Origin of the sequence: Variovorax sp. V15 (assembly GCF_041154425.1) — a bacterium.
GTDB classification, from domain to species: Bacteria; Pseudomonadota; Gammaproteobacteria; order Burkholderiales; family Burkholderiaceae_C; genus Variovorax; species Variovorax guangxiensis.
Genome location: NZ_AP028659.1, coordinates 3,551,716 through 3,570,520 on the forward strand (window position 1 = coordinate 3,551,716; position 18,805 = coordinate 3,570,520).

16 protein-coding genes are annotated in these 18,805 nt (G+C 67.5%); 12 read left to right on the forward strand and 4 right to left on the reverse strand.

The window, feature by feature from the left end:
• Window positions 1-88 precede the first annotated feature (88 nt).
• From ACAM57_RS16765 to ACAM57_RS16775, 3 genes are read right to left on the reverse strand one after another with little or no spacing between them, the layout of a single operon-like run.
• Complete coding sequence (locus ACAM57_RS16765) at window positions 89-484, reverse strand: hypothetical protein (RefSeq protein WP_369658220.1); 396 nt, start codon at window positions 482-484, stop codon at window positions 89-91.
• A gap of 1 nt (window position 485) precedes the next feature.
• Window positions 486-926, reverse strand: a complete 441-nt coding sequence (locus tag ACAM57_RS16770) for a DNA polymerase III subunit chi (RefSeq protein WP_369658221.1) — start codon at window positions 924-926, stop codon at window positions 486-488.
• Window positions 923-2,464: a leucyl aminopeptidase gene (locus ACAM57_RS16775; protein WP_369658222.1), complete on the reverse strand. Its 1,542-nt coding sequence runs from the start codon at window positions 2,462-2,464 to the stop codon at window positions 923-925. The genes ACAM57_RS16770 and ACAM57_RS16775 overlap by 4 nt, the downstream gene beginning before the upstream one ends.
• 21 nt (window positions 2,465-2,485) lie before the next feature.
• Here ACAM57_RS16775 and lptF point away from each other — a divergent pair, with 21 nt between their 5' ends.
• The 7 genes from lptF to ACAM57_RS16810 all read left to right on the forward strand — a co-directional run bounded on the left by lptF (window position 2,486) and on the right by ACAM57_RS16810 (window position 8,177).
• Window positions 2,486-3,616 (forward strand): LPS export ABC transporter permease LptF, encoded by a 1,131-nt coding sequence (gene lptF, locus ACAM57_RS16780; protein WP_369658223.1) that lies wholly within the window; start codon window positions 2,486-2,488, stop codon window positions 3,614-3,616.
• On the forward strand, window positions 3,613-4,725 hold the full coding sequence (gene lptG, locus ACAM57_RS16785; RefSeq protein ID WP_126019490.1) for an LPS export ABC transporter permease LptG: 1,113 nt from the start codon (window positions 3,613-3,615) through the stop codon (window positions 4,723-4,725). Before lptF ends, lptG begins: the two co-directional genes overlap by 4 nt.
• Window positions 4,722-5,099 (forward strand): sirohydrochlorin chelatase, encoded by a 378-nt coding sequence (locus ACAM57_RS16790; protein WP_369658224.1) that lies wholly within the window; start codon window positions 4,722-4,724, stop codon window positions 5,097-5,099. Before lptG ends, ACAM57_RS16790 begins: the two co-directional genes overlap by 4 nt.
• A 63-nt stretch (window positions 5,100-5,162) precedes the next feature.
• Window positions 5,163-6,104, forward strand: coding sequence for a CysB family HTH-type transcriptional regulator (locus tag ACAM57_RS16795; RefSeq protein ID WP_125950822.1), 942 nt, complete (start codon window positions 5,163-5,165; stop codon window positions 6,102-6,104).
• Between the two features lie 160 nt (window positions 6,105-6,264).
• On the forward strand, window positions 6,265-7,431 hold the full coding sequence (locus tag ACAM57_RS16800; RefSeq protein WP_369658225.1) for a pyridoxal phosphate-dependent aminotransferase: 1,167 nt from the start codon (window positions 6,265-6,267) through the stop codon (window positions 7,429-7,431).
• A gap of 32 nt (window positions 7,432-7,463) precedes the next feature.
• Window positions 7,464-7,919 (forward strand): DUF3592 domain-containing protein, encoded by a 456-nt coding sequence (locus tag ACAM57_RS16805; RefSeq protein WP_369658226.1) that lies wholly within the window; start codon window positions 7,464-7,466, stop codon window positions 7,917-7,919.
• A 99-nt stretch (window positions 7,920-8,018) separates the two neighbouring features.
• Entirely contained in the window at window positions 8,019-8,177 is a 159-nt protein-coding gene (locus ACAM57_RS16810) for a DUF3309 family protein (protein ID WP_126019481.1), read from the forward strand.
• A gap of 74 nt (window positions 8,178-8,251) precedes the next feature.
• Here ACAM57_RS16810 and hrpA read toward each other — a convergent pair whose 3' ends face one another.
• Window positions 8,252-12,037 carry an ATP-dependent RNA helicase HrpA gene (hrpA, locus tag ACAM57_RS16815; RefSeq protein ID WP_369662448.1) on the reverse strand — a complete coding sequence of 1,262 codons (3,786 nt, stop codon included), beginning with the start codon at window positions 12,035-12,037 and terminating at the stop codon, window positions 8,252-8,254.
• Window positions 12,038-12,508: 471 nt separating this feature from the next.
• Between hrpA and ACAM57_RS16820 the strand changes: the two genes are divergently transcribed.
• The 5 genes from ACAM57_RS16820 (at window position 12,509) to dapD (ending at window position 18,778) form a co-directional block, all read left to right on the forward strand.
• A complete protein-coding gene (locus ACAM57_RS16820) occupies window positions 12,509-14,506 on the forward strand; it encodes an AAA family ATPase (RefSeq protein WP_369658227.1) in 1,998 nt (665 codons plus the stop codon).
• A 78-nt stretch (window positions 14,507-14,584) separates the two neighbouring features.
• Window positions 14,585-15,931: an amino-acid N-acetyltransferase gene (gene argA / locus ACAM57_RS16825; protein WP_126019475.1), complete on the forward strand. Its 1,347-nt coding sequence runs from the start codon at window positions 14,585-14,587 to the stop codon at window positions 15,929-15,931.
• 36 nt (window positions 15,932-15,967) lie between these two features.
• Window positions 15,968-16,606, forward strand: coding sequence for a LysE family translocator (locus tag ACAM57_RS16830; protein WP_369658228.1), 639 nt, complete (start codon window positions 15,968-15,970; stop codon window positions 16,604-16,606).
• 71 nt (window positions 16,607-16,677) lie between these two features.
• The gene (gene dapC, locus ACAM57_RS16835) at window positions 16,678-17,898 is read left to right on the forward strand and encodes a succinyldiaminopimelate transaminase (RefSeq protein ID WP_369658229.1); all 1,221 of its coding nucleotides are present in this window, start codon (window positions 16,678-16,680) and stop codon (window positions 17,896-17,898) included.
• Window positions 17,899-17,944: 46 nt separating this feature from the next.
• Window positions 17,945-18,778 (forward strand): 2,3,4,5-tetrahydropyridine-2,6-dicarboxylate N-succinyltransferase, encoded by an 834-nt coding sequence (dapD, locus tag ACAM57_RS16840; RefSeq protein ID WP_184638149.1) that lies wholly within the window; start codon window positions 17,945-17,947, stop codon window positions 18,776-18,778.
• Window positions 18,779-18,805 lie beyond the last annotated feature (27 nt).

Sequence of the window (18,805 nt, forward strand, 5' to 3'; positions counted from 1 at the left end):
TCCGGGCGCGCAGACCTCGCAAGTTTCGCGCCGCAGACCAGCGGCACCCTCACGCCCTTCCGACCTGCGGCGCAGTTTAGCCCAGTATTCAGGCCCCGGAAGCTGGCGTAGACCCGGTGTTTTCGCTGAGTTCCGCGGCCATTGCCTCGATCACGAGCGCACGCAGAACAGCCTCGATTTCATTGCGCAGACGCGGCACCATCGCATCGAGTTGATGCTGAACGGCAGCTGACACGGTGTCGCTCAAACGCTCCTCCAGGGATAGGTCGACGCGCTGCAGGACGCGGTGCAGCAACTGCTCTTCGAGGCTGACGATTTCCGCCTGCGATAGCTGTGCCGCAGGCGGCAATGCCATCGAGTTCGCGGGGTCGGGCTGGGGCACCGGCTCTGCCTGCGGCTCGGGACTCGCGGGCTCCGCGGGAATGTCGAGCACCGTCGTCAGTGTGGGAACGAACCGGGGCGGCGTGCGCAGCGTGCTGGCCATGTCAGGAACTCTTTGCGAAGTCGTGCGGCTGGATGGTGTAGCCACGATCGGCATAGTGGCGCCAGCGCGACCGGCCGAGCTGCCGGTCGTTGGCCTCGTCGCTCACGATGTCGATCATGCGTTCGTAGCGCTCGAAGCCCGCGGGCACTTCGAGGCCCAGGTTCACCAGCATCTCGCGGTGCGGCAGCGAGGCCGCGTCGGCGCCTTGCGACGACAGCACCACGGCCGAGCGCGCGACCACGTGGGCCGGCGCATCGTCGCGGCAGTGCGCGACGAAGTCCACCGGCGACAGCTGCCAGAGCGCCGCATCGACCACATCGAGCGAGCGCGCATCGCCCACCACCACCACGCGCAGGCCGCGCGTGTTCACGGCCTTGCGAACCAGCCGGCAGGCGTAGTTCAGCTTGTCGCGCGCGTTGTAGTGAAAGCCGATCTCGGTCACTTCTCGGTCCGGGTCTTTCCAGCGGGAGCCGCGGCGGCCTTGGCGGCCTTCTTGCCGGACTTCGCCTTGGCACCGTCGGCCTTGCCCGCTGCGTCGGCGCTGCCCGCGCGGCCCATGAGGTAGGACACCAGCAGCCCCACTGGCCGGCCGGTCGAGCCCTTGGCCGCCCCGCTCTTCCAGGCCGTGCCGGCGATGTCCAGGTGCGCCCATGCGAAGTCGCTGGTGAAGCGCTGCAGGAACTTGGCGGCGGTGATGGCGCCGCCCGCGCGGCCGGCGATGTTGGCCACGTCGGCGAAGTTGCTCTTCAGGCCCTCGGCGTAGTCGTCGTCCAGGGGCATGCGCCAGCAGCGGTCCTGCGAGGCTTCGCCGGCGGCTTCGAGCGCGGCTGCCAGCGTGTCGTCGCTGGCGAACAGGCCGCTGCGCACGCCGCCCAGGGCGATCACGCAGGCGCCCGTCAGCGTGGCGATGTCGATCACGGCGGCGGGCTCGAAGCGCTTGGCGTAGGTCAGCGCGTCGCACAGGATGAGCCGGCCCTCGGCGTCGGTGTTGAGCACTTCGATGGTCTGGCCGCTCATGCTGGTCACCACGTCGCCCGGCTTCACGGCACGGCCGTCGTTCATGTTCTCGCACGAGGGGATGAGGCCGACCACGTTGATGGCGGGCTGGATGTCGCCCAGCGCGCGGAAGGTGCCGAGCACACTGGCCGCGCCGCACATGTCGAACTTCATCTCGTCCATTTCGGCCGCCGGCTTGAGCGAGACGCCCCCGGTGTCGAAGGTGATTCCCTTGCCGACCAGCACCACGGGTGCCTGGCTCCTGGGCGCGCCGTGGTAGCGCAGCACGATGAAGCGCAGCGGCTGCGCCGAGCCCTGCGCCACGGCGGCGAAGGAGCCCATGCCGAGCTTCTCGACTTCCTTCGGCCCCAGTACCTCGCACTTGATGTTCGGCAGCTTCGCCAACTCCTTTGCTGCCTCGCCCAGCAGCGTGGGCGTGGCGTGGTTGGCGGGGCGGTTGCCCCATTCCTTGGCCAGTTCGATGCCCCGGACGGTGGCGCGGGCTTCGTCGAAGGCGGCGGAGACCGCCCCGGCGTCGGCCACGCCGATGGTCAGCTGGCGGATGCTGCGGGGTTCGGCCTTCGACTTGGTGGTGGTGTAGACATAGCTGGCGTCGGCCGCCGCGGTGACGGCTGCGGCCACCGCCGCGCCATCGGCGGGCTGCGCGAAGGCCAGGGTCACGCGCTTGGGAGCCTGCGCCTTGGCGGCACTGATTGCCGCCGCGACCCCGCTGCGCACCGAGGCGGGCTTGCCGTCACCGATGGCGGCGAGCACCACGCGGCCCGCGACCACGTCTTCAGGACGGTAGAGGCCGAGCAGCTTGCCGGCCTTGTCGGGCAGGTCGCCGGCCTTGCGGGCGCTGGCGGCGAGCACGGAAAGCGGGTCTTTGGAAGTGATGGGAGCGCTGCCGACGAGCACGATCAGGACATCGGATTTCTCGGCTGCGGCCTGGGCGACGGTGAGGGTCTTGAGTTGAAAGTCCATAATCCTTTTTTTCCTCGAACGATGTTATTCCATTCTTCCCTACGCAAGGAGCTGTCCCGCAGCTTCGGAGCGACCCTCGTGGTACTGGTCACCATCGTGATGACCATGATGCTCATCCGCACCCTCGGGCTCGCGTCCAAGGGCAGTGTGAATCCGCAGGAGGTGTTCCTGGTGATGGCCTACACGGTGCTCGGCTACATGCCGACCATCCTGAGCCTGAGCCTGTTCATCGCCATCGTCGGCACCCTGTCGCGCATGTACCGCGACAGCGAAATGGTCATCTGGCTCTCCAGCGGACAGGGCATGGCCGACTTCGTCAAGCCGCTGTTCCGCTTCGCCTGGCCGGTGCTGATCCTGATCGCCGTGATGGCGCTGGTGGGCTGGCCCTGGGCCAATTCGCAGACCATCGGCATGCGCAAGCAGTACGAGCAGCGCAGCGACATCGAGCGCGTGGCTCCGGGTGAATTCCGCGAATCCGCCGGCCGGGTGCGCGTGTTCTTCATCGACAAGGAGACGCCCGACAACTCCAGGGCCACCAACGTCTTCATCTGGTCGATCGAGCGCAACATGCAGATCACGACCTCGGCGCGCAGCGGCAGCATCGAGAACATCGGCGATTCGCGCTACCTGCTGCTCAACAACGGCCAGCGGCTCGAGCAGCCGATGACCGCCACCGGCCTGAAGATCAGCGAATTCAAGACCTACGGTACGCGTGCCGGCGGAAGCTCCGGCCTCACGGGAGACGCGACGCCTCCGCGCGCGCGCACCACGCTGTCGCTGCTGACCGACGCGAGCGATGCGAGTCGCGGCGAGCTGGCCTGGCGCATCGGCATGCTCCTGGCGGCCATCAACTTCGTGCTGCTGGCGCTGAACGTCTCCAGCGGCAATCCACGCGTGGGCCGCAGCGGCAACCTCCTGCTCGCCCTCTTCGCCTTCGTCGTCTACTACAACATGCTCAACCTCGGCCAGAGCTGGATCAGCTCGGGCAAGTTCGGCATGGGTGGCTTCATGCTGCTGCTGCACGGCGGCGTGCTTCTGATCAACCTGGCATGGCTCGGCGCCCGCCAGAACAACTGGGGACGCCGGATCAGGAGGAGCCCGTCCGCCACCCCGGCCATGCCGCCTTCCGCTCCCAGGATCGAACCCACGTGAAAACGATAAGACGCCTGATCTACGTCGAGGTGCTGAAGGCCGTCGCGTTCGTGACGCTCGGCTTCCTGAGCCTCTTCTTCTTCTTCGACTTCGTCGACGAACTCCAGTCCATCGGCAAGCCGGACAGCCTGAACTACGGACCCGCGCAGGCGCTCGTCTACGTGGCCCTGCTGGTCCCGAGCCATCTCTACGAGCTGCTGCCGATCACGGTGCTGATCGGCTCGATCTTCGTGATGGCCCGGCTGGCGCAGAGCTCCGAATACACCATCCTGCGCACCAGCGGGCTGGGTCCCTGGCGCGCGCTGCGCACGCTGCTGCTCATGGGCATCGGCTTCGTGGTGCTGACTTTCGCCATCGGCGACTACGTCGCGCCGCTGTCCGAGCGCACCGGCCAGCTGCTGAAGGCCAAGTACCAGGGCACCTACTCGCTGGCCGGCAACACCGGCGCCTGGCTCAAGGAGAAGCGCGACAACGTCTCCTACGCGGTGAACGTGCTGGCCATCGACCGCAAGGGCGCGCTGAAGAGCCCGCGCATCTTCGAGTTCGACGAGAACGGCTACATCAAGACACAGATCACCGCGGCCTCGGCCGCCATCGGCAACGACGGCCACTGGATGCTCACCGGCGTGGAAGAGCAGAAATACGACACGCGCAGCTCGGCCGAGCAGGCGCACATCGTCACCACCAAGATCCCGCAGCTGAACTGGCCGACCTCGCTGACCGGCGAGATGGTGTCGGTGGCGCTGCTGCGACCCGACCGGATGAGCACGATCGACCTGTTCGACTACATCCGCCACCTCGACGCCAACGGCCAGACCGCGCAGCGCTACGAGATCGAGTTCTGGCGCAAGGTGTTCTACCCGCTGTCGTGCCTGGTGATGGTGGTGCTCGCCCTGCCCTTCGCCTACCTGCACTTCCGCCAGTCGGGCATCACGACCTACGTGTTCGGCGGCGTGATGATCGGCATCAGCTTCTTCCTGCTGAACAACGTGTTCGGCTACCTGGGCAACCTCAGCAACTGGTCGCCATGGCTCACTGCGGCGGCGCCGGGGCTGATCTACTCGGTGATGTCGCTCACGGCCTTCAGCTGGCTGGTGCTGCGACGATGACCGCAGACCAGGGCATCCGGGGCATCGTCCTGCTGGCGCATGGCTCGCGCGACGAGCGCTGGCGCCAGCCCATCGAGGCCGTCGCCCAGCGGGTGCGCGCCGACGATCCCGACGCCCTCGTGGCCTGCGCCTACATGGAGCTGGCCACGCCTGACCTGCCCACCGCAGTCGAGACGCTGATCGGCGGCGGCGCCACCGCCATCCGGGTGGTTCCGCTCTTCCTCGGCATGGGCAAGCACGCGCGCGAAGACCTGCCGCTGCAGGTCGAGGCGCTGCGCCAACGCTGGCCCGCCATCGGCTTCTCGCTCGCTCGCATCGTTGGCGAAGAGCCAGAACTGGTCGATCTCCTGGCCCGGATTGCGGTCAAATCATGAACATTCGGCAATTTCGATAGATTCCGAAGGCATAATGAATTCCGCAATAAGACGGAATTTGATATGAATCTGCATCAGTTCAAGTTTGTTCAGGAAGCCGTGCGGCGCAACCTGAACCTCACCGAGGCGGCCAAGGCACTGCACACCTCGCAGCCCGGGGTCTCCAAGGCCATCATCGAACTCGAGGAAGAACTGGGCGTCGAGATCTTCGCGCGCCACGGCAAGCGGCTGAAGCGCGTCACCGAACCCGGCCAGCACGTCATCGCCAGCATCGAACTGATCATGCGCGAGGTGGGCAACCTCAAGCGCATCGGCGAGCAGTTCAGCGCACAGGACAGCGGCACGCTTTCCATCGCCACCACCCACACCCAGGCGCGCTACGTGCTGCCGGTGCCCGTGGCCAACCTGCGCGAGGCCTACCCCAAGGTCAACGTCAGCCTGCACCAGGGCTCGCCCGACCAGGTGGCGCGCATGGTGATCGACGAAATCGCCGAGATCGGCATCGCCACCGAGTCGCTCGACGGCTACGCCGAGCTGGTGACCCTGCCCTGCTACGAATGGCAGCACGTGCTGGTGCTGCCCAAGGACCACCCGCTGGCCTCCAAGGAGCGCGTCTCGCTCGAAGACCTGGCGAGCGAGCCGATCATCACCTACCACCCCTCGTTCACCGGCCGCACGCGCATCGACCACGCCTTCGCGCAGAAGAAGCTCACCCCGCGCATCGCACTCGAGGCCATCGACTCCGACGTGATCAAGACCTACGTGCGCCTGGGGCTGGGCGTGGGCATCGTGGCCGAGATGGCGGTGCGCGACGAGTCGAACGCCGACCTCGTGGTGCGACCGATGGGCCATGTGTTCGGCCAGAATATTGCGCGGGTCGCGTTCAAGCGCAGTGCGTACCTGCGCAACTTCGTGTTCAAGTTCGCCGAGCTGCTCTCCGACCGACTCGACCGCAACCTGATCGCCAAGGCCCTGAGCGGCCACCAACAAGACTACGAACTGTAAACAGGATCACCCCCAGGCTTCGCGCACTTCGTGTCGCTTCGCCAACCCCCTTGCAGGGGCAACACCTGCGGCCCGGCAAAGCCGGTTCCGCGGTGTTCCTGGAAGGGGCCGCGACGAGCAAGTGGCATGTGGAACAACAGTTGAAGAAATCACGAACATCATGAGCACGTCCCCACGCACGCCCGACATCGTCACCAAGCTGCCGGCCGTCGGCACAACCATCTTCACCGTGATGTCGGCGCTGGCCGCGGAGAAGAACGCGGTCAACCTGGGCCAGGGCTTCCCGGACTTCCACTGCGATCCGAAGCTGCTCGAAGACGTGACGGCCGCCATGGCCGCGGGCCACAACCAGTACCCGCCGATGCCCGGCATCCCGGCGCTGCGCGATGCCATCTCGGCCAAGATCGCGGCGCAGTACGGCCACACCTACAGCGCGGCGACCGAGATCACCGTCACCGCTGGCGCCACGCAGGCCATCATCACGGCCATCCTCGCCGTGGTGCGCCCGGGCGACGAGGTGATCGTGCTGGAGCCCTGCTACGACAGCTACGTGCCCAACATCGAGCTCGCCGGCGGCAGCGTGGTGCGCGTGCCGCTGGTGCCCGGCACCTTCCGCCCCGACTTCGACAGGATCGCCGCCGCGCTCACGCCGCGCACGCGGGCCATCATCATCAACACGCCGCACAACCCGAGCGCCACGGTCTGGACCGAAGCCGAGATGCGCAAGCTCGAGGAACTGCTCGCGCCCACCGACGTGTTCGTGATCAGCGACGAGGTCTACGAGCACATGGTGTTCGACGGTGCCCGCCACGAGAGCGTAGCGCGCTTTCCGGGGCTGGCCGCACGCAGCTTCATCGTCAGCAGCTTCGGCAAGACCTATCACGTCACGGGCTGGAAGGTCGGCTACGTGGCCGCGCCCGCCCCGCTCATGGCCGAGTTCCGCAAGGTGCACCAGTTCAACGTGTTCACCGTCAACACGCCGATGCAGCACGCGCTCGCGCAGTACATGGCCGAGCCGAAGCCGTACCTGGAACTGCCGGCCTTCTACCAGCGCAAGCGCGACCTGTTCGCCGCCGGCCTGGCCGAGAAGACCCGCTTCAGGCTGCTGCGCAGCGAAGGCAGCTACTTCCAGTGCGTGGACATCTCGGCGGTGAGCGACCTCTCGGAGGCGGAGTTCTGCCTGTGGCTCACGCGCGAGATCGGCGTGGCCGCCATTCCGCTGTCGGCCTTCTACGGCAATGGCTTCGACCAGCGCGTGGTGCGCTTCTGCTTCGCCAAGAAGGACGAAACGCTGCTCGCGGCGCTGGAGCGCCTCGCGCGCCTCTGACGCGGCGGCGTTGCCCGGACGACGCTGCCCGAATGAAGAACAACCCGGTTGCGATCCTGAGGCTCGTTTTCGGTGCGGTCGGCCTGGTGCTGTGCGCCGTCGCCTGGCTGCTGCACCACAACACGGCAACCTTCATCGCTTCGGCCGGCCGCACGCAGGGCGAGGTGATGCGGCTGCTCCACGTCGAAAGCTCGAAGCGCAACGAGTCGGGCACCTGGAAGCCGCTGGTGCGCTTCAAGGCACCGTCGGGCGAGATCATCGAGTTCGCGCCGTCGAGCAGCAGCAGCCCGCCGGCCTACGAGGTCGGCGAAACGGTCGATGTGTTCTTCGATCCGAACGACCCGCAGGACGCCATGCTCGACGGCTTCTTTTCGCTATGGGGCGGCGCGGCCATCACGGGCGGCCTGGGCCTTGTTTTCCTGCTGGTGACGGCGGGGCTTCTGTTCATGCCTGCGAGCACGCCGGCAAAGCGCCGACGCCCACGGTAGGACGTTGCCTGACCACCGGAGGGGCTACCCTCCGGCCCTCCGCGCGATTCGATGGGGCCAGCATGAAGACTCATCGCAACAACGCCCTGGAGAGAAAACATGTCGCTCTCATTCATTCTGCTGATCATCCTGATCCTGCTGCTGATCGGCGCCCTGCCAAGCTGGGGCTACAGCCGCTCCTGGGGCTACGGACCCAGCGGCGGCCTTGGCCTGGTCGTGCTGATCGTGGTGATCCTCGTGCTCATGGGACGCATATAGCCTTTGCGGCCAACGCGTCACGTTACTGAGGGAACCAAGGGAAAGCCCGCGCAAGCGGGCTTTTCTTCGTGCCATCAGGCCTGCAGCTGCGCCCAGGCCTTTTCCAGCCGCTTCACGCTCACCGGCTGCGGCGTGCGCAGCTCCTGCGCGAAGAAGCTCACGCGCAGCTCTTCCAGCAGCCAGCGGAATTCGAGCATGCGCTCGTCCACCACCCCCTTGCGCTCTGCGACCAGGCGCCAGTAGCGCTGATCCTGCGGCTTCAGCTCGGCGAGCTTGCTCGCGTCGCGTGCGGGATCGGCGCGCAGCTTGTCCAGCCGCAGCACGATGGCCTTCAGGTAGCGCGCGAAGTGCTGCAGCTGCGTCCAGGGCGCGTCGGAGATGAAGCGCTTGCCGACAAGGCGCTGCAGCTGCTGCGCGGCGTCCTGCACGGCCTCGGGCTGGATCTTGGTGTCCTTGATCTTGCGCGCGGCTGCGGCGTATTCGACGAGGATGGCCGACGCGAGCCGCGCGACCTCGTTGGCGATCAGCGTGAGCCGGCCGCGGCCCTCCTCCAGCCGGCGCTTGAACGCGAATTCGTCGGTCGGCAGCGGCTCCTGCAGGAAGGCGCGGTCGATCGCCACGTCGATGATCTGCGCGCGCAGTTCCTCCGACGTGCCCAGCGGCATGTAGGCCACCGACATCTTCTGCAGGTCGGGGATGTTCTTTTCCAGGTACTTGAGCGCGTCCTTGAGCTGCAGCGCGAACAGGCGGCGCAGGCCGGCGCGATGCCTGGCGGCCGCCACGGCCGGTTCGTCGAACACTTCGATGGTCACCGCGTCGCCCTCGTCGCGCAGCGCCGGGAAGCCGATCAGCGACTGCGAGCCGCGGCGCACTTCCATCAGTTCAGGCAGCTCGCCGAAAGTCCAGGCCGTGTAACGCTGGCCGGCGGGCAGCGCGGCGGGGGCCTCGGCCGCCTTCGCGGGAGGTGTCTTCGACCGGTCGTCCGGCGCGGCAGCGGCTGCCTTCTTCTGCGGCGACGCCTTGACGTTCAACCCCGCCAGCGCCTGAAAGGCACCGCGCGCCTGCGCGCCCAGCTCCGCCTTCAACGCGCCGAGGTTGCGCCCCATGCCCAGCTGCCGGCCGTGCTCGTCGACCACGCGCAGGTTCATGAACAGGTGCGGCGCCAGCATGTCGAGCTTGAAGTCGGCGCGCTTGACGTCGATGCTGGTCATGTCGCGCACGCGCTTGAGCAGCACGTCGGTCAGCGAGCCGGTGCCGAACACTTCGGGGGCCGACAGTTCCTCCGCCAGCTTCGAGGCCGTTTCAGGCAGCGGCACCAGCCGCGAGCGCGGCCGCTGCGGCAGGCTCTTGAGCAGCGCCTGGATCTTGTCCTTGAGCATGCCCGTCACCAGCCATTCGCAGCGCTCTTCGCTCACCTGGTTGAGCACGAAGAGCGGCACGCTGACGGTGAGGCCGTCCTTCGCGTCGCCAGGCTCGTGCAGATAAGTCGCGGCGCAATCGACGCCGCCCAGCCGCAGCGTAGGCGGGAATGATTGCGTGGTGATACCCGCAGCCTGGTGGCGCATGAGCTCGTCGCGCGTCAGGTACAGCAGGCGCGGCTGGTCCTTGGAGGCCTGGCGGTACCAGTTCTCGAAGCTGGCGCCGCCGGCCACGTCGGCGGGCAGCTGCGCGTCGTAGAAGGCGAAGATCAACTCGTCGTCGACCAGCACGTCCTGCCGGCGCGACTTGTGCTCCAGCCCCTCGACCTCGCGCACCAGCTTGCGGTTGGCCTGCAGGAACGGGAACCTGGTTTCCCACTGGCCGCCCACCAGCGCCTCGCGGATGAAGATCTCGCGCGCCGCCACCGGATCGACCCGGGTGAAGTCGACGCGCCGGCCGCTGTAGACCACCAGGCCGTAGAGCGTCGCGCGCTCCAGCGCCGACACCTGCGCGCCCTTCTTCTCCCAGTGCGGATCGAGCAGCTGCTTCTTCAGCAGGTGCCCCGCCACCTGTTCGAGCCACTGCGGCTCGATGTTGGCGATGCCGCGGCCGAAGAGCCGCGTGGTCTCGACCAGCTCGGCCGCGACGATCCAGCGCCCGGGCTTCTTCTTCAGGTGAGCGCCGGGGTGCTTGTGGAATTTGATGCCCCGCGCGCCGAGGTAGGCCTCGTCGTCCTCCAGCTTCCAGCCGATGTTGCCCAGCAGCCCCGACAGCATCGACATGTGCAGCGCCTCGTAGCCGGCCGGCTGCGCATTGATGCGCCACTTGTGCTCGGTGACCACGGTGAGCAGCTGCGAATGGATGTCGCGCCACTCGCGCACGCGGCGGATGTTGATGAAGTTCTGGCGCAGCAGCTGTTCGTATTGCCGGTTGCTGAGCTTGTGGGTGTCTCCATGCCCCCCGCGAGCATCGGCGATCCACTTCCACAACCGCAGGTAGCCGCTGAACTCGCTCTTCTCGTCGTCGAATTTCGCATGTGCCTGGTCGGCCTGCTGCTGCGCGTCCATCGGGCGGTCGCGCACGTCCTGCACGCTCAGGGCCGACGCGATGACCAGCACTTCTTCCAGCGCCCCACGCGAGCGGGCCTCCAGGATCATGCGGCCCACGCGCGGGTCCAGCGGCAGCTTCGACAGCTCGGCGCCGGTGTGCGTGAGTTCGTTGGCGTCGTCGACCGCGCCCAGCTCGTTGAGCAGCTGGTAGCCGTCCGCAATGGCGCGCGGCGACGGCGCCTCGAGAAACGGAAAGCGCGCCACGTCGCCCAGGCGCAGCGACTTCATCCTCAGGATCACGCCTGCCAGCGAGGAGCGCAGGATTTCAGGGTCGGTGAAGCGCGGACGGCCTTCGAAATCCTTCTCGTCGTACAGGCGAATGCAGATGCCGTTCGCCACGCGGCCGCAGCGGCCCGCGCGCTGGTTGGCCGCGGCCTGGCTGATCGGCTCGACCAGCAGCTGCTCGACCTTGCTGCGGAAGCTGTAGCGCTTGACGCGCGCGGTGCCGGTGTCGATCACGTAGCGGATGCCCGGCACGGTGAGCGAAGTCTCGGCCACGTTGGTGGCCAGCACGATGCGCCGGCCCGTGTGGCCGTCGAAGATGCGGTCCTGCTCGGGGCCCGAGAGCCGCGCGAACAGCGGCAGCACCTCGGCGCTGCGCAGCAGCGGCTGGTGGCTCAGGTGGCGGCGCAGGTGGTCGGCCGCCTCGCGGATCTCGCGCTCGCCGGGCAGGAAGACGAGGATGTCGCCCGCGTTGTGCGGATCGCGCCAGAGTTCGTCGACCGCGTCGGCGATGGCGTCGTTCAGGTCGTGTTCGCGCGATTCCTCGAAGGGGCGATAGCGCTGCTCCACCGGATAGGTGCGGCCCGAGACGAAGATGGTGGGCGCCGGCCCCTTCGCCGAGGCGAAGTGCTGGGCAAAGCGATCTGCGTCGATGGTGGCCGAGGTGACGATCACCTTCAGGTCGGGCCGGCGCGGCAGGATCTCGCGCAGGTAGCCCAGCAGGAAGTCGATGTTCAGCGAGCGTTCGTGGGCCTCGTCGATGATGAGCGTGTCGTAGGCCTTCAGCAGCGGATCAGTCTGCGTCTCGGCCAGCAGGATGCCGTCGGTCATCAGCTTGACGGAGGCGTCGCGCGAGAGGCGGTCCTGGAAGCGCACCTTGAAGCCGACCACCTCGCCCAGCGGTGTCTTCAGTTCTTCGGCGATGCGCTTGGCCACCGAGCTCGCGGCGATGCGGCGCGGCTGCGTGTGGCCGATGAGCCGGCCCTTGCCGGGCTCGGCGTTGAGCTTGCCGCGGCCCAGCGCGAGGGCGATCTTCGGCAGTTGCGTGGTCTTGCCCGAACCCGTCTCGCCGCAGACGATCACGACCTGGTGCGCCGAGATGGCGGCCATGATCTCGTCGCGCCTGCTGGAGACAGGGAGCGATTCGGGGAACTCGATGCGAAGGGGTGTGGTGGTCGTCAAGGGAAAACAGTCGTCGGGCCGGCGCGGCAGGCAAACCGTCGATTATCGGCGCGCACCACCGTTGTTGCACGGCATCCACAGCCGCAGTCCGATTGCAGCAAGATCGCGACACGATCCGTAAATAGTCTTTACTCGATTGCAAACCGCCACTACGATCGCGTCCATGTCCTGCCGCCTTGCCCTCACCACCTTGCGCCGTCGCTGCGCAAGCCGTGCGCCCCGTGCGCACGGAAGGGTCAAGTTGCCTCGCCCGGCCTGAAGTCCGCGCCCTCGACACGGTCGGCGCGCTTCGCAGACCGAAGCGCCGCAACCGACACCCACAGCGTCACGCCCGCCGACTCCTTCATGGTGAAGGGGCGGCCGCATTCCTGTTCCCGTCAGATATCCAAGAAGAAAAACATGTCCAAAGACATCCGTACCCAACTGCATGCCGAGCTCGCCGAGCGCACTCGCCACTTGCAGACCGTCGCCGAAGCACTGAAGACCGAGCTCTTCGGCATCGACGACATCATCGATCGCGTGATCGACTCGATCCGCGCCTGGTATGTGCTGCCGCAGCTCATCAGCCGCCCCGTCATCGTCTGCCTCTGGGGCCTCACCGGCACCGGCAAGACGCAGCTGGTGCGCAGGCTCGCGCAGCACCTGGGCTTCTACGACCGCTTCATCGAAGTGCAGATGGACGGCTTCAGCCATGGCTCGGGCCATCACAGCCGCGGCTCCATCTCGGCGATGCTGGCCGAGTCGGGCATCGCCGAGGGCATGCCCGGCATCCTGGTGCTGGACGAGTTCCAGCGCTTCCGCACGGTCGACAACGGCGGCAACGACGCCAAGGTAGAGCGCTACCAGGACGTGTGGGCGCTGCTGTCCGACGGCCGCCTGCCGCCCGCGCTTTCGATGCTCGGCGAGATCGAGTCGTCGCTGGCCTACGCCGAATACACGCAGGACCGCGACGGCACCGACAAGAAGAAGTACGACAAGAAGCGCAAGCTGCACCTGTCGCCCTGGGAGGCGCGCGAGGTGAAGCGCTGCCTGAAGCTGTCGGAAACGCTGCTGCAGATCATGGCCTGGAAGCCCGCCGAGGTGCACGCGCGCCTGCGCGCCTTCCGCGACACGCAGCAGAGCTGGGAGACCGACTACAGCAAGCTGCTGGTGTTCGTCTCGGGCAACCTCGACGAGATGTATGCCGAGACGGCCCAGCGCGTCGAAGACTGCGACACCGACGCCGACATCTTCCACGCCCTGACGAAGAAGCTCTCCGTCATCGACGTGAAGAAGGCGCTGGCCGAGCGCTTCCGACCCGAGCAGATCGCCCGCCTCGGCAACAACCACGTGATCTACCCCTCGTTCAACCGCGCGACCTACGTGCGCCTGATCCTGTCGATCTGCGACCGCTACGTGGCCGAGATCCAGGAAAGTTCCGGCGTTCGCTTCGTGCTCGATGCGAGCGTGTACGAGCAGATCTACGCCAACGCGGTGTTCCCGGCGCAGGGCACGCGGCCGCTGTTCTCGTCGATCCACGCGATCCTGAGCGCCACGTTGGTCAACGCCGCGCTGTGGGCGCTGGAGCAAGGCGCCAACGGCAGCGAGCCGGTATGGCTCTCGCTGGACGCGGGCGTGTCGGCCATTTCGGCGAAGTACCGCAAGGCGCGCCGCCAGTTTCCGGTGGCACTGGAGCTGAACCGCCTCAAGCAGCGTTCGAGCGAGGACTTCCGCGCCCTGCTCGCGGTGCACGAGGCCGGACACGGCGTGGCGTACGGCCTGCTCTTCGGCTGCGCGCCGCAGGAGATCAAGATCAACGTGGCCTCGTTCGAGGGCGGCTACAACAGCTACGAGCAGCGCAAGGCCTGGTCGAAGGAGAACCTGCGCGACCGCATCTGCGTGAGCCTGGCCGGCCGCGCCGCCGAGCAGTTGGTGTTCGGCGAGCAGGCCTGCACCTCGGGCGCCACGCAGGACTTCATGCAGGCGACCGCCAATGCGGCGCAGTACGTGCGCCACTTCGCCTTCGGCACGCGGCTGAGCCGCACCGACGTCGCGAACGACCCGGGCGACAACGTCAACACCGATATCGCGGCCACCAACCCCGAGATCGAAGCCCTGCTGGCGCAGGAGCACGAGCGCGCGCTGGCGCTGCTGGAGGCCCACACGCCGGCGCTGATGACGGTGGTCGATGCGCTGCTGCGCGACGGCTCCATCGCGCCGGCAGCGCTGGCGGCAATGCTGGGACTACCCGATCCGGGCTCGGGCGAGGCCAACGCGGCCACGGACGCCTACGCGGCGCTGCTGGCGGGCTTCCGTGCCCGGCACGGGGGACTGCCGCTGCCGCCGCCTCCCGCGCCTCGCGCAGGCGGCGGCTCGGTCCCCGCCAGCGCGGCCCGCGTGCTGCGCGCGATCGCCTGATTCGCCTGACCCGGCCCGGGTCGGGCCGAGTCGGCCGAGTCAGGCAAATGCCCCTTCATGAATGCACAATCACGCCCCATGTCCACCGTCTTCAATTTCACCTTCGTGCCCTGGTTCCGCTCGGTCGCGCCCTACATTCACACGCACCGCGGTAAGACTTTCGTGGTCGGGCTCGCGGGCGAGGCGATTGCGGCGGGCAAGCTGCAGAACATCGCGCAGGACCTGGCGCTGATCCAGAGCATGGGCGTGAAGATCGTGCTGGTGCACGGCTTCCGCCCGCAGGTCAACGAGCAACTGGCGGCCAAGGGGCACGAGGCGAAGTACTCTCACGGCATCCGCATCACCGACGAAGTGGCGCTCGACTCCGCCCAGGAAGCCGCCGGCCAGCTGCGCTACGAGATCGAAGCGGCCTTCAGCCAGGGCCTGCCCAACACGCCGATGGCGGGCTCGACGGTGCGGGTGATCTCGGGCAACTTCATCACCGCGCGGCCGGTGGGCGTGGTCGACGGGGTGGACTTCAAGCATTCGGGCCTGGTGCGCAAGGTGGACGCCGCCGGCATCCGCCGCACGCTCGACTTCGGCGCCATGGTGCTCATGTCGCCCTTCGGCTTCTCGCCCACGGGCGAGGCCTTCAACCTGACGATGGAAGAAGTCGCCACCAGCGTGGCCATTTCGCTGCAGGCCGACAAGCTGATCTTCCTGACCGAGATTCCCGGCATCCGCATCGACAGCGAACTGCCCGAGAGCGAGGACAACCCCATCGACACCGAGCTGCCGCTGGACGCCGCCGAGAAGCTGCTGGCCTCGCTGCCGCCGCCGCAGAAGCCCACCGACACCGCCTTCTACCTTCAGCACTGCGTGAAGGCCTGCAAGGCCGGCGTGGAGCGCAACCACATCCTGCCCTTCGCCCTCGACGGCTCTCTGCTCCTGGAGGTGTACGTGCACGACGGCGTGGGCACCATGGTGATCGACGAGAAGCTCGAGAGCCTGCGCGAAGCCTCGGTGGACGACATCGGCGGCATCCTGCAGCTGATCGAGCCCTTCGAGCGCGACGGCACGCTGGTCAAGCGCGACCGCACCGAGATCGAGCGCGACATCCATCAGTACACGGTGGTCGAGCACGACGGCGTGATCTTCGGCTGCGCGGCGCTCTACCCCTACCCCGAGGCGCGCACGGCCGAGATGGCAGCGCTCACGGTGTCGCCGCAATCGCAGTCGCAGGGCGACGGCGAACGCATCCTCAAGCACATCGAGCATCGCGCCAAGGCCATCGGCCTGGAGAGCATCTTCGTGCTCACCACGCGCACCATGCACTGGTTCCTCAAGCGCGGCTTCCAGCAGGTCAACCCCGACTGGCTGCCCGAGGCCCGCAAGCGCAAGTACAACTGGGACCGCAAGAGCCAGGTGCTGGTCAAGAAGATCTAGCCCCGGCCGCCAAAGCTCAACAAGGAGACTGCCCCGATGACGCTCGCCACCGCCCTGCTCTTCGCCATCGTGGCCTTCGCCGCCATCGCCACGCCCGGGCCCACGGTGCTGCTGGCGCTCAGCAACGGCTCGCGCCACGGCGTGCGGCGTGCGCTGCCGGGGATGCTCGGTGCGGTGCTGTCCGATTTCGTGCTCGTCGGCGCGGTGGCGCTCGGCCTGGGCGCCCTGCTGGCTGCGTCGGAGTTCTGGTTCTCGATGCTGAAATGGGTGGGCGCCATCTACCTGGCCTGGCTGGGCCTGCGCATGCTGCGCTCCAGGGGCGGCTTCCACCTGCCGGCCGCCGATGCGGCGCCCTCGGCCACGGCGGGCGAGAGCCGGCGCATCTTCTTCAAGTCCTTCCTGGTGGCGGTGACCAACCCCAAGGGCTACATCTTCTGCTCGGCGCTGCTGCCGCAGTTCATCGACCCGTCGGCGGCTCAGGCGCCGCAGTACATCGTCATCGCGCTGATCTTCGCGGGCCTGGACATGGCGGTGATGCTGGCCTATGCCTTCGTCGGCGCCCGGGCGATCCGGCTTCTGACCGTGTCGGCCACGCGCTGGATCGACCGCGCCTGCGGCGGCATGCTGCTGGCGCTGGCGGGCTCGCTGGCGTTCTATCGCCGCAGCGCAGCCTGAGCCTTGCTGCCGGCCGCCGCGAGTAGCCGCTTCGCCGGGAGCGGTAACACCTGTCACCGATAATCCCGGCCATGAATCCCCTGCTTTCCCGGTTGCAACCCTACCCCTTCGAGCGGCTGAAGCAGCTGTTCGCGGGCGTCACGCCCAACCCTGAGTTCACGGCCATCAGCCTGGGCATCGGCGAACCCAAGCACGCCACGCCGGGCTTCATCAAGGACGCGCTGAGCGCCAGCCTCGGCGCGCTGGCCGCCTACCCCGCCACCGCCGGCGACCTGAAGCTGCGCACCGCCTTCACCGACTGGCTCAAGACCCGCTACAGCCTCACCCTCGACCCGGCCACGCAGGTGCTGCCGGTCAACGGCTCGCGCGAGGCGCTGTTCTCGCTGGCCCAGACGGCGGTCGACCCGACGGCCTCGCCGCAGCCGGTGGTGATGTCGCCGAATCCGTTCTATCAAATTTATGAAGGCGCGGCCCTGCTGGCCGGCGCCGAGCCGTACTACGTGCCCAGCGTGCCGGAGCGCAATTTCGCGGTCGACTGGGACAGCGTGCCCGAGGAGATCTGGGCGCGCACCCAACTGGTGTTCGTCTGCTCGCCGGGCAACCCCACGGGCGCGGTGATGGCGCTGGACGAGTGGAAGAAGCTCTTCGCGCTTTCCGACCGCCACGGCTTCGTGATCGCGGCCGACGAGTGCTACAGCGAGATCTACTTCCGCGACGAGCCCCCGCTCAGCGGCCTCGAGGCCTCGGTCAAGCTCGGCCGGCCCGACTTCCGCAACCTGATCGCGCTGACCTCGCTGTCCAAGCGCAGCAACGTGCCCGGCCTGCGCAGCGGCTTCGTGGCGGGCGACGCGGCCATCATCAAGAAATTCCTGCTCTACCGCACCTACCACGGCAGCGCCATGAGCGGCACCGTAGCCGCCGCCAGCATCGCGGCCTGGGGCGACGAGTCGCACGTGGTCGACAACCGCGCCCAGTACCGCGCCAAGTTCGCCGCCGTCACCCCGCTGCTGGAGCCGGTGCTCGACGTGCGCCTGCCCGACGCCAGTTTCTACCTGTGGGCCGGCGTGCCCGAAGTGTGGGCTGGCGACGACGAAGCCTTCGCCCGGGCGCTTTACGCTCAATACAATGTGACGGTTCTGCCGGGAAGCTATCTGGCGCGCCAGACCACCTACGGCGCGCACAGCGTCAACCCCGGCCGGGGCCGCATCCGCATGGCGCTTGTGGCCGAAACGGCCGAATGCGTGGAGGCCGCACAGCGCATCGTGCGCTTCTGCAAGGAAGCCCGCCGCTGATCCGCCTCTCCTGGCCCCTGCTCCCATTTTTCACCCGAGACCCTCCATGACCCAGCAACTGCAACAAATCATCGACGCCGCGTGGGAAGACCGCGCCAACATCTCGGTCGCCTCGTCGCCGGCCGAAGTGCGCGACGCCGTCGAGCACGTCATCACCGAACTCAACAACGGCAAGCTGCGCGTGGCCACCCGCGAAGGCGTGGGCAAGTGGACCGTGCACCAGTGGGTCAAGAAGGCCGTGCTGCTGTCGTTCCGCCTGAAGGACAACGAGCAGATGCAGGCCGGCTCGCTCGGCTTCTACGACAAGGTGCCCACCAAGTTCTCGCACCTGTCGGCCAACGAACTGAAGGACTCGGGCGTGCGCATCGTGCCGCCGGCCGTGGCCCGCCGCGGCAGCTTCATCGCCAAGGGCGCGATCCTGATGCCCTCGTACGTGAACATCGGCGCCTACGTGGGCGAAGGCTCCATGGTCGACACCTGGGCCACCGTGGGCTCGTGCGCGCAGGTCGGCGCCAACGTGCACCTGTCCGGCGGCGTGGGCCTGGGCGGCGTGCTGGAGCCGCTGCAGGCCAACCCGACCATCATCGAGGACAACTGCTTCATCGGCGCGCGCTCCGAAGTCGTGGAGGGCGTGATCGTCGAAGAGAACTCCGTGCTGGGCATGGGCGTGTACATAGGCCAGAGCACCCCGATCTTCAACCGCGACACCGGCGAGATCTCCTACGGCCGCGTGCCGTCGGGCAGCGTCGTCATCAGCGGCAACCTGCCCAAGAAGACCAAGTCGGGCCAGGACTACAGCACCTACGCCGCGATCATCGTGAAGACGGTCGACGCGCAGACCCGCTCCAAGACCAGCCTGAACGACCTGCTGCGCGACTGATCGCCTCCCGCCGGCCCCTCCTTTGCG

Excerpts from the sequence above, each read along its gene's own strand:
- ACAM57_RS16810 (WP_126019481.1), top strand. The coding sequence starts at position 8,019 with ATGTCGCTCTCATTCATTCTGCTGATCATCCTGATCCTGCTGCTGATC.
- ACAM57_RS16765 (WP_369658220.1), bottom strand. The coding sequence starts at position 484 with ATGGCCAGCACGCTGCGCACGCCGCCCCGGTTCGTTCCCACACTGACG.
- ACAM57_RS16820 (WP_369658227.1), top strand. The coding sequence starts at position 12,509 with ATGTCCAAAGACATCCGTACCCAACTGCATGCCGAGCTCGCCGAGCGC.
- ACAM57_RS16805 (WP_369658226.1), top strand. The coding sequence starts at position 7,464 with ATGAAGAACAACCCGGTTGCGATCCTGAGGCTCGTTTTCGGTGCGGTC.
- dapC (WP_369658229.1), top strand. The coding sequence starts at position 16,678 with ATGAATCCCCTGCTTTCCCGGTTGCAACCCTACCCCTTCGAGCGGCTG.
- hrpA (WP_369662448.1), bottom strand. The coding sequence starts at position 12,037 with ATGGCCGCCATCTCGGCGCACCAGGTCGTGATCGTCTGCGGCGAGACG.
- dapD (WP_184638149.1), top strand. The coding sequence starts at position 17,945 with ATGACCCAGCAACTGCAACAAATCATCGACGCCGCGTGGGAAGACCGC.
- ACAM57_RS16790 (WP_369658224.1), top strand. The coding sequence starts at position 4,722 with ATGACCGCAGACCAGGGCATCCGGGGCATCGTCCTGCTGGCGCATGGC.
- ACAM57_RS16830 (WP_369658228.1), top strand. The coding sequence starts at position 15,968 with ATGACGCTCGCCACCGCCCTGCTCTTCGCCATCGTGGCCTTCGCCGCC.
- ACAM57_RS16795 (WP_125950822.1), top strand. The coding sequence starts at position 5,163 with ATGAATCTGCATCAGTTCAAGTTTGTTCAGGAAGCCGTGCGGCGCAAC.
- argA (WP_126019475.1), top strand. The coding sequence starts at position 14,585 with ATGTCCACCGTCTTCAATTTCACCTTCGTGCCCTGGTTCCGCTCGGTC.
- ACAM57_RS16775 (WP_369658222.1), bottom strand. The coding sequence starts at position 2,464 with ATGGACTTTCAACTCAAGACCCTCACCGTCGCCCAGGCCGCAGCCGAG.
- lptF (WP_369658223.1), top strand. The coding sequence starts at position 2,486 with ATGTTATTCCATTCTTCCCTACGCAAGGAGCTGTCCCGCAGCTTCGGA.
- ACAM57_RS16800 (WP_369658225.1), top strand. The coding sequence starts at position 6,265 with ATGAGCACGTCCCCACGCACGCCCGACATCGTCACCAAGCTGCCGGCC.